The sequence below is a fragment of the Pseudomonas sp. PA-1-6B genome (assembly GCF_021609545.1).
Taxonomy (GTDB): domain Bacteria; phylum Pseudomonadota; class Gammaproteobacteria; order Pseudomonadales; family Pseudomonadaceae; genus Aquipseudomonas; species Aquipseudomonas fluorescens_BV.
Window position 1 is genome coordinate 1 of sequence record NZ_WJZM01000102.1, and the last position, 7,779, is coordinate 7,779.

Below are 7,779 nucleotides of genomic sequence, written 5' to 3' on the forward strand. Positions count from 1 at the left end.
AGCGGGAGCGCTTCGCACTCCAGCGCGAGCAAGCTCGCTCGCCACAGGAGGGGGCTCACCACAATGGGGCGCGGCGTGTTTCAGATTGGTGCGCCAACCCACTTGAACTTCACCGAACCCCGATTCTTCTAAGAAGTTTCGTCACCTTGTGGAGCACCGTCGTGTCCAGAATCATCTCCCCCCACACTCCGGAAGCGGCCCTGAACGACCACAGCGAACACAACGCCAAGATATTCGGCTCGCCCAAGGACCGCCTCGACTTTTACCGGCGCGAGATCCAGTACGAAACCAGCATCCTGGCCAACCGCACCGACGCCTACCTGACCGCGCAATCCTTCCTGGTGATTGCCTTTGTCTCCGGCATGGGCAACCTCAACCCGGAATGGGGCAAGCTGTTCACGCTGGTGGTGCCGATCTTCCTGGTCTCGCTGGGTATTCTCAGTTCGCTGAATGCCTGGCCCGGTATCCGTGCGGCGTATGAAATCATCGACCACTGGCACTACAAGCAAAGCGAATTGCTGCGCAGCGAGCCGGTGATGGGCATGGCCTACGATGAGTCGCCACTGTTTTCCGAGATGGAGTCGAGCCACAAGGGCTATCGCAAGTCGTTGCTGTTTTCCATGCGCGCGCCGTGGTTGTTCATGGTGTTCTGGCTGGTGTTGGGCATTTATGCGTTTTATATCCAAGTGGACAATCCACTGCGCTGACCACGCGGACGGAACTTCAGCCGTGGGCGTGACGCCTTAGCTCTATGCGGTACAGATTTTTCACCGGCCTGCAAAGAGGTGCCTCATGACCCAGCCTAAAGATCCCCAGACCCACAATCGCAACGACCCCGCCATCGACGGCGGCGAGCCGGCCCCTGGCACCGCCGCCGATGCGCCCAAGGATCCAACGCCTGCGAGCGACCCAAAGGCCAAGGAAAACGACTACAGTCCAGACTTCAGGCCCGAGCGCGAGCACAAGCCTGAAACCGATGCCGATATCGATACCCAAGGCGGTTAGAGGAGACCCACATGTCAAAAGAACTGGACGATGAACTCAACGACCCCGGCAACGAAGACCCGGGTTCGCTGATGGACGATGCCGAGGTGCCGCTGAACGACTTGGATGAAGCGGCGGACGTTGGCAACACTGAAAATCAGGACTGATCCGGCGGCGGGCCCGAGGGATTGCTGAGCTTGAAGTAGACGTCTTCCTCGGCCCCGCCGTCCAGCGACACCTCCTGGCCCACCACGCGGTTATCGATCAGCGTCTGCGCCTGATCGCGGCTGATATTAACCACCGTGCTGCGCTTGCCGGTGATTACATACACCACATCCACCCCGTGTTCGGCCAAAGCTGCCAGGTAGTTGGCATGGGGCAGGTCTTCGCCCAGTTCATATTGCCGTTGCTCGCGTGTGGTCACGCCGCCTGCCTGCGCCAGGTATTGCTGCGAATATCCCAGGCGTTGACGTTCCTCAAGCAATCGTTGGGCGATGTTTTTCATTAGTTGACTCGCACTGTGGGTCCTGACTGTTTGAAACCCCGGCGCGGTGCAGGATTCAATTTTTTTGCGCAGCTTGACGCTCATACCACGCCAGCATGGGCTGGGTGCTCAACCCGTGGGCCAGGATGCTCAACGCGATGACCGACAACGTCAGGTTGACCGCCACCGCACTGCTGGTGCCGACCAGGCCATGGTTGAGCGCATAGAACAGGTAGTAAATGCTGCCGATCCCACGGATGCCGAACCAACTGACCAGGCCACGTTGGCGATGGTTTAGCAGGCGGCCCCAAGGCATGGCGAATACACTGGCGGGGCGAATGACACAAAACAGCAACGGTGCCACCGCCAACGCGGCCCACTCCCAGTGGCTGACCAACACGATGCCCAAGACTGTCACCAGGAATACCTCCATGGCCCGCTCCACCAGGCTGCCGAAGGCCAGCATGTCGCCCATCATCACGCCTGCCGCGATCTGGGTGTCCTTCAACTGGCTGACGTCACCATGCAAGGCTTGCTCGGGCTCGATTTCAAGGTGGCCCACCACCGGTTGGGCCAAGTGCTCGGCGGGAGTCCGGGCGTTGCCGGTGGACTTCACCTCGGCCTGACGCAACCCCAGGCCCGCCGCGAATACCGACAGGAAGCCATAGCCGCCCACGGCTTCGGCGGTCACATAGGCAAGGGCGATCAATGCCAGTGTCAGGTAATCATTCGGCGAGAGGGTGCTGTCGGCATTGATCAGGCGCAGGCGCAACGTCACACGGCCGATACCTCGGCCCATCCAGTAGCCGATCAATAGCCCGACCGGCACCGCCCATACCAGGTTTTTCAGCACCCAACCGCCGACCCAGTCGCCATCGAAGCCGCCGTGTTGCATGAACAGCAGGCCGAAGATCACAAACGGAAAGGCGCTGCCATCGTTCAGCCCCGCTTCGCCGGACAGACCGAAGCGCAGCGCGTCGTAGTCCTGAGCATTGTTGACCTGAACCAGGCCCGCCAGCACCGGGTCGGTCGGCGCCAGGATCGCGCCCACCAGCAGAGACACCCCCCACGACAGATCAAGCAGGTAATGCAGCAACAGCCCGGTGCCGAGGATGGTCAACAGCATGACCGGGCCGGCCAGCCCAAAGGCGATGCGCCAGGTGCGATGCCTGAGCGGCAGGCGCAGTTTCAAGCCGCTGACAAACAGCGAAAACAGCACCGCCACTTCGGTCAGGTGCTCCATCCAGCGCGCCGAGCCCTTGATGTCCAGGTGCAGCAGGTCCACACCCAGGGGGCCGATGGCAATGCCCAGCAACAGGCACACCGCCGAGGTGGTGACCGGCATCCAGCGCAAGTATGAGGAGGTGAGGGCCAGGGTAAGCAGTACGGCGCCCAATACGGCCAGCCATAGAATGAAAGTCATTGTGCGTGTTCCAGGGCCGTGGTCTATGCAGCTTTGAGAACGGCGACCGGAAGGGGGTTCAATGTGATTGCCTGCCATGGGGACAAGGCCCTATTTAGCCATTGAACGAAGGTTTGCCATGCACTAAGTTGGCCTTTTGTCGCCCGCGCATCTACGGATCTGCGTCTTTCTTCTTTCATCAGAGGCTCTGGCATGAAGTTTTCCCCCTTCGTTGAGCGCATTGCAGGGCAGGGCGTTGCCGCCTGGGACATCCACCACGCCGCGTTCGACGCCGCCAGCCAGGGCGAAGACGTCATCATCCTCAGCGTCGGCGACCCGGATTTCGCCACGCCGCCCTTTATCACCGACGCCGCCGTCAATGCCTTGCACGCGGGAGATTCTCACTACACCGAGATCGCCGGTCGCCCGGCACTGCGCGAGGCGATCGCAGCCCGTTACAGCCGAACCCTCGCCCGGCCGTTGGCCGCCGACAACGTGATCATCGTGCCCGGTGCGCAGAACGCGCTGTTCATCAGTTCGCTGTGCCTGTTGCAGGCCGGCGACGAAGTGCTGGTGCTCGACCCGATGTATGTCACCTACGAAGCCACGCTCAAGGCCAGCGGCGCCACCCTGGTGCGGGTGCCCTGCAGTGCTGAAGCCGGCTTTCGCCTGAATCCGTCCTTGCTCGCCGCCGCGATCACCCCGCGTACCCGGGCGATATTCTTTTCCAATCCGAACAACCCCACTGGCGTGGTGCTTGACCTGCAGGAGCTGCAAGCCATTGCCGACCTGGCCATCGCCCATGATCTGTGGGTGGTGGTGGATGAGGTCTACGAAAGCCTGGTGTTCGACGGTCAATACCACAGCCTCGCGGCGTTACCGGGCATGGCGCAGCGCTGCATTGTGATCGGCAGCTTGTCCAAGTCCCACGCCATGACCGGCTGGCGTATCGGCTGGCTCATCGCTCCAGTGCAAATGGTGCAGCACGCCGAAACCCTGCTGTTGAGCATGATGTACGGCTTGCCCGGCTTTGTGATGGAGGCGGCGACCGCCGCGGTGTTGGCCCACGATGAAGTCACTGAAGGTATGCGGGAGACCTACCGACGCCGACGTGACCTGGTAGTGACCGCCTTGAGCACCTGCCCAGGCATCCGGGTGCAGGCGCCGCAAGCCGGCATGTTTGTGCTGGTGGATGTGCGCGGCACGGGGCTGGGGTCGCTGGATTTTGCTTGGCGCCTGTTTCGTGAAGCGGGCGTGTCGGTGCTGGACGCGGCAGCCTTCGGCGAGCCGGCCCAGGGGTTCGTTCGACTGTCCTTTACCCTGGGCGAGGAGCGCCTGGCGCAAGCCTGTCGGCGGATTGTGGGGTTTGTGGAAAAGCTGACCAGTGAGCGGGCCGTGCACTGGGCATGACCTGAACAACTCATTTAGTCAGCCAACGGCGGCAAACGCCGTTTCACCGGGGTTTTCTTGACGATAGCGGTGTTGGTTTCGGCATAGGTATTCAGCCGGTCCAGCAGCGTGTCGAGGTGCTCCATGGTGCGTACATGCAGGCGTGCGATAAAGCAGTCGTCCCCGGTAACCTTGTCGCACTCTGTGAACTCGGGGATCGCCTGGATCTGGCGCTCCACTTCCTGCAATTTGCCGGGCAGGGGGCGAATGCGCACGATGGCTTGCAGCAGGTAACCGAAGTGTTTGGGGTCGATGTCGACGGTGTAGTGGGTCAGCACGCCGCGTTCTTCCAGGCGCCGCAGGCGTTCGCTGACGCTGGGTGACGACAGCCCGGTGATGCCTGCCAGAGTCTTGAGGGACAGGCGTGAGTCGTCCATCAAGGCGGCGATCAGTTGCTGGTCGATGGTGTCGATCATGGTCTGTGCCTAATAAGAAAAGGTGATTTCGGGCTTTTGCCTTTTTTAGTCGCTGTAGCCGTCGCCAACAGATTGCCATACTGGAGCCTCACTTGAGGAGCCTCAATCATGGATTCATCCATCCGTCGCGGGTCGTGGGAAATGGTCGCCGCCATGCTGATCTCGGGCAGCATTGGCTGGTTTGTGCTGGTGTCTGGCGTGTCGGTGATCGAGGTGGTGTTCTGGCGCTGCGTGATCGGGGCTCTGACGCTGTTGCTGGTGTGCGCATTGCTGGGTTATTTGCGCCTGGATCTGCTCAACTGGGCCAAGCTGGGGCTGGCGGTGCTCAGCGGCGTGGCGATCGTCGGTAACTGGCTGCTGCTGTTCGAGTCCTATTCCCGCGCGTCCATTGCGATCAGCACGGCGGTGTACAACGTGCAGCCGTTCATACTGGTGATGCTGGCGGCGGTGTTTCTCGGTGAGAAGATCACCCTGCAAAAAATGGCGTGGCTAAGTGTGGCGTTCCTGGGCATGTTGGCGATTGTCACCGCCCATGGTGAACAGTCGGGAGGCGGGAATTATCTTGCCGGCATCGCCTTGGCCCTGGGAGCGGCATTTCTGTACGCGGTGGCCGCGCTGATCATCAAACGCCTGAAGGACGTACCGCCGCATCTGATGGCGTTGATCCAAGTGACCACCGGCGCCATATTGCTGGCGCCCCTGGTACCCTGGCATAGCTTGCCCGTGTCGACCACTGCCTGGGCGGCGCTGGCAACATTGGGCGTGGTGCATACCGGTTTGATGTATGTGTTGCTGTACGGGGCCATTCAGAAGCTGCCCACGGCGATGACGGGCGCGTTGTCGTTCATCTACCCGATTGCGGCGATCCTGGTGGACTGGATCGCCTTCGGGCATCGCCTGGGGTGGCTGCAATGGCTGGGTGTAGCGGCGATTCTGCTGGCGGCTGCCGGGTTGCAGCGGGGCTGGTGGTGGCCCCGCGCCCGTCAGGTCAGTGCGTGCCCTGATAGATGAGGTTTTCCGGGTTGAAATGCTCCACGGCGCTGCCCGGCTGCGGCAGCCCGAGGATATGCCCCTTGATCTTGCCCACCACATGCATCTCGCACGGCTTGCAGTCGAATTTGAGGGTCAATACCTCATCGCCATGAATCAACTGCATCGGCGCGACCTTGGTCTTCACGCCGGTCACACCCTTGGCCTGTTTAGGGCACAGGTTGAACGAGAAACGCAGGCAGTGCTTGGTGATCATCACCGGCACTTCGCCGGTTTCTTCGTGGGCTTCGAAGGCCGCGTCGATCAGCTTCACGCCGTGACGGTGGTAGAAGTCCCGGGCCTTCTGGTTGTAGACGTTGGCCAGGAACGACAAGTGCGCCTCGGGATACACCGGCGGCGGCGAAGTTTCAGCCTTGCGCCCACCCCGCGGATGTGCGGCGACGCGTGCGGCGGTCAGTGCTTCGATCACTTCACGGCGTAACGCCTTGAGCTGCGAGTTGGGGATGAAGAACGCCTGCGGCGCATCCAGTTCGATACGGGTGGCGTGGTACTCGGTGGTGCCGAGCTGGCCGAGCAGGTCGCGCAGGGTGTCCAGCGCCTGTTCCGGCTTGTTGGCCACGCCAAACGGGCCGGGCAGGGTGACACTGGCGCTGATGCCTTCCTCGCTGGTCGCGGTGATTTGCAGCTGCTCTTCACGCAGGCTCGCGACCCATGACAAACCGATACGGCGCTCGGCCGAGGTCTTGAGTAGGGCCTGTTGCCAGTTGTGGTCCAGGTTGCGATTGAGCGGGTGATGCGGGCGCAGCTGGTGCAAGCCGGCGGGCATTTCGTTGGGCTCGACGCGGTAGCGGTAGCGCTTCTCACCGTCTTCCTCGAACTCACCCTTGGGCTCGGCGATATTGGCGCGAAAACCCACCACTTCACGCTTGATCAGCACATTGAGGCCGTCGCCGTTGGACAGTGGCTCATGGGTGACCACCTGCAAGTCGCGCTTGCCGGCTTTTTCCACGGTGCCCACGGGCAGGCCGGTAAAGGTCGGGGTGTCAAAGGCACCGATGTCGATCTTGCGGTCGCTGACAAAGTAATCGGTGCTGCCACGGTGGAAGGTTTTTTCCGGGTCGGGCAGGAAGAAATGCGCGGTACGGCCGCTGGAGGCGCGGGCCAGGTCCGGGCGGTCTTCGAGGATCTCGTCGAGGCGCTGGCGGTAGTAGGCGGTGATGTTCTTCACATAACCCATGTCCTTGTAGCGGCCTTCGATCTTGAACGAACGCACGCCCGCTTCGACCAGGGCGCGCAGGTTGGCGCTCTGGTTGTTGTCTTTCATCGACAGCAGGTGCTTTTCAAAGGCCACCACGCGGCCTTGGTCATCTTTCAGGGTGTAGGGCAGGCGGCAGGCCTGGGAGCAGTCGCCACGGTTGGCGCTGCGGCCATTTTGCGCGTGGGAGATATTGCACTGCCCGGAGAACGCGACACACAGGGCGCCGTGGATAAAGAACTCGATGGCGGCATCGGTCTCGTCGGCAATGGCGCGGATCTCTTGCAGGTTCAACTCGCGGGCCAGTACCAACTGCGAGAAACCGGCCTGGTCGAGAAACCTGGCCCGGCCCAGGGTGCGGATGTCGGTCTGGGTACTGGCGTGCAGCTCGATCGGCGGAATATCCAGCTCCATCACGCCCAGGTCTTGCACGATCAACGCATCCACACCGGCATCGTAGAGCTGATGGATCAGCTTGCGCGCAGGTTCCAGCTCGTTGTCATGCAGGATGGTGTTGATGGTGGTGAAGACGCGGGCGTGGTAACGGCGGGCGAATTCCACCAGTTGAGCGATATCGCTCACCTCGTTACACGCATTATGGGCTGTCTCTTTTATAAAACTCCCAGCCCACGAGACCGTCTCATATATATCTTATGTCGTCTTTTTCTTTTAAAAAAAAAAAAAAAAAGATCTTTGTGTAACATCATTCTTCTGCACTCTTTTCATCGGCACTTTGATTGCATTCTTCATTACGCTCTTGCTTCATAGCTCAGCACCCCTTTGATCCTGTTGTGTACAT

Annotated in this window: 7 protein-coding genes and 2 pseudogenes; 5 read left to right on the top strand and 4 right to left on the bottom strand. The window is 61.0% G+C overall.

Annotated elements, in window-relative coordinates; genetic code table 11:
- Positions 1-161 precede the first annotated feature (161 nt).
- From GIV35_RS26855 to GIV35_RS27300, 3 genes are all read left to right on the top strand, one after another.
- A complete protein-coding gene (locus GIV35_RS26855; protein WP_057975968.1) occupies positions 162-707 on the top strand; it encodes a hypothetical protein in 546 nt (181 codons plus the stop codon).
- Between the two features lie 85 nt (positions 708-792).
- Positions 793-1,005: a hypothetical protein gene (locus GIV35_RS26860; RefSeq protein WP_096144667.1), complete on the top strand. Its 213-nt coding sequence runs from the start codon at positions 793-795 to the stop codon at positions 1,003-1,005.
- Positions 1,006-1,016: 11 nt separating this feature from the next.
- Positions 1,017-1,151, top strand: a complete 135-nt coding sequence (locus GIV35_RS27300) for a hypothetical protein (RefSeq protein WP_014718417.1) — start codon at positions 1,017-1,019, stop codon at positions 1,149-1,151.
- On the opposite strand, the gene GIV35_RS26865 is transcribed toward GIV35_RS27300, so the two are convergent.
- Positions 1,142-1,489, bottom strand: coding sequence for a helix-turn-helix domain-containing protein (locus GIV35_RS26865; protein WP_054899059.1), 348 nt, complete (start codon positions 1,487-1,489; stop codon positions 1,142-1,144). The two genes, GIV35_RS27300 and GIV35_RS26865, sit on opposite strands and share 10 nt — an antisense overlap.
- 55 nt (positions 1,490-1,544) lie before the next feature.
- The gene (locus tag GIV35_RS26870; protein WP_200649476.1) at positions 1,545-2,891 is read right to left on the bottom strand and encodes a cation:proton antiporter; all 1,347 of its coding nucleotides are present in this window, start codon (positions 2,889-2,891) and stop codon (positions 1,545-1,547) included.
- A gap of 192 nt (positions 2,892-3,083) precedes the next feature.
- Here GIV35_RS26870 and GIV35_RS26875 point away from each other — a divergent pair.
- Positions 3,084-4,259: pseudogene (locus tag GIV35_RS26875) on the top strand (pyridoxal phosphate-dependent aminotransferase); the annotation flags it as partial.
- Between the two features lie 35 nt (positions 4,260-4,294).
- Here GIV35_RS26875 and GIV35_RS26880 read toward each other — a convergent pair.
- On the bottom strand, positions 4,295-4,735 hold the full coding sequence (locus GIV35_RS26880) for an Lrp/AsnC family transcriptional regulator (protein ID WP_032875274.1): 441 nt from the start codon (positions 4,733-4,735) through the stop codon (positions 4,295-4,297).
- A gap of 108 nt (positions 4,736-4,843) precedes the next feature.
- Here GIV35_RS26880 and GIV35_RS26885 point away from each other — a divergent pair, with 108 nt between their 5' ends.
- On the top strand, positions 4,844-5,746 hold the full coding sequence (locus GIV35_RS26885) for a DMT family transporter (RefSeq protein ID WP_202691705.1): 903 nt from the start codon (positions 4,844-4,846) through the stop codon (positions 5,744-5,746).
- Here the strand turns inward: GIV35_RS26885 and GIV35_RS26890 are convergent.
- Positions 5,724-7,580: pseudogene (locus GIV35_RS26890) on the bottom strand (peptidase U32 family protein); the annotation flags it as partial. The gene GIV35_RS26885 and the pseudogene GIV35_RS26890 sit on opposite strands and share 23 nt — an antisense overlap.
- Positions 7,581-7,779: the final 199 nt, after the last annotated feature.

What these genes read in the sequence shown, in the direction of transcription:
- GIV35_RS26860 (WP_096144667.1), top strand. Translation starts at nt 793, where the DNA reads ATGACCCAGCCTAAAGATCCCCAGACCCACAATCGCAACGACCCCGCC.
- GIV35_RS27300 (WP_014718417.1), top strand. Translation starts at nt 1,017, where the DNA reads ATGTCAAAAGAACTGGACGATGAACTCAACGACCCCGGCAACGAAGAC.
- GIV35_RS26870 (WP_200649476.1), bottom strand. Translation starts at nt 2,891, where the DNA reads ATGACTTTCATTCTATGGCTGGCCGTATTGGGCGCCGTACTGCTTACC.
- GIV35_RS26885 (WP_202691705.1), top strand. Translation starts at nt 4,844, where the DNA reads ATGGATTCATCCATCCGTCGCGGGTCGTGGGAAATGGTCGCCGCCATG.
- GIV35_RS26865 (WP_054899059.1), bottom strand. Translation starts at nt 1,489, where the DNA reads ATGAAAAACATCGCCCAACGATTGCTTGAGGAACGTCAACGCCTGGGA.
- GIV35_RS26880 (WP_032875274.1), bottom strand. Translation starts at nt 4,735, where the DNA reads ATGATCGACACCATCGACCAGCAACTGATCGCCGCCTTGATGGACGAC.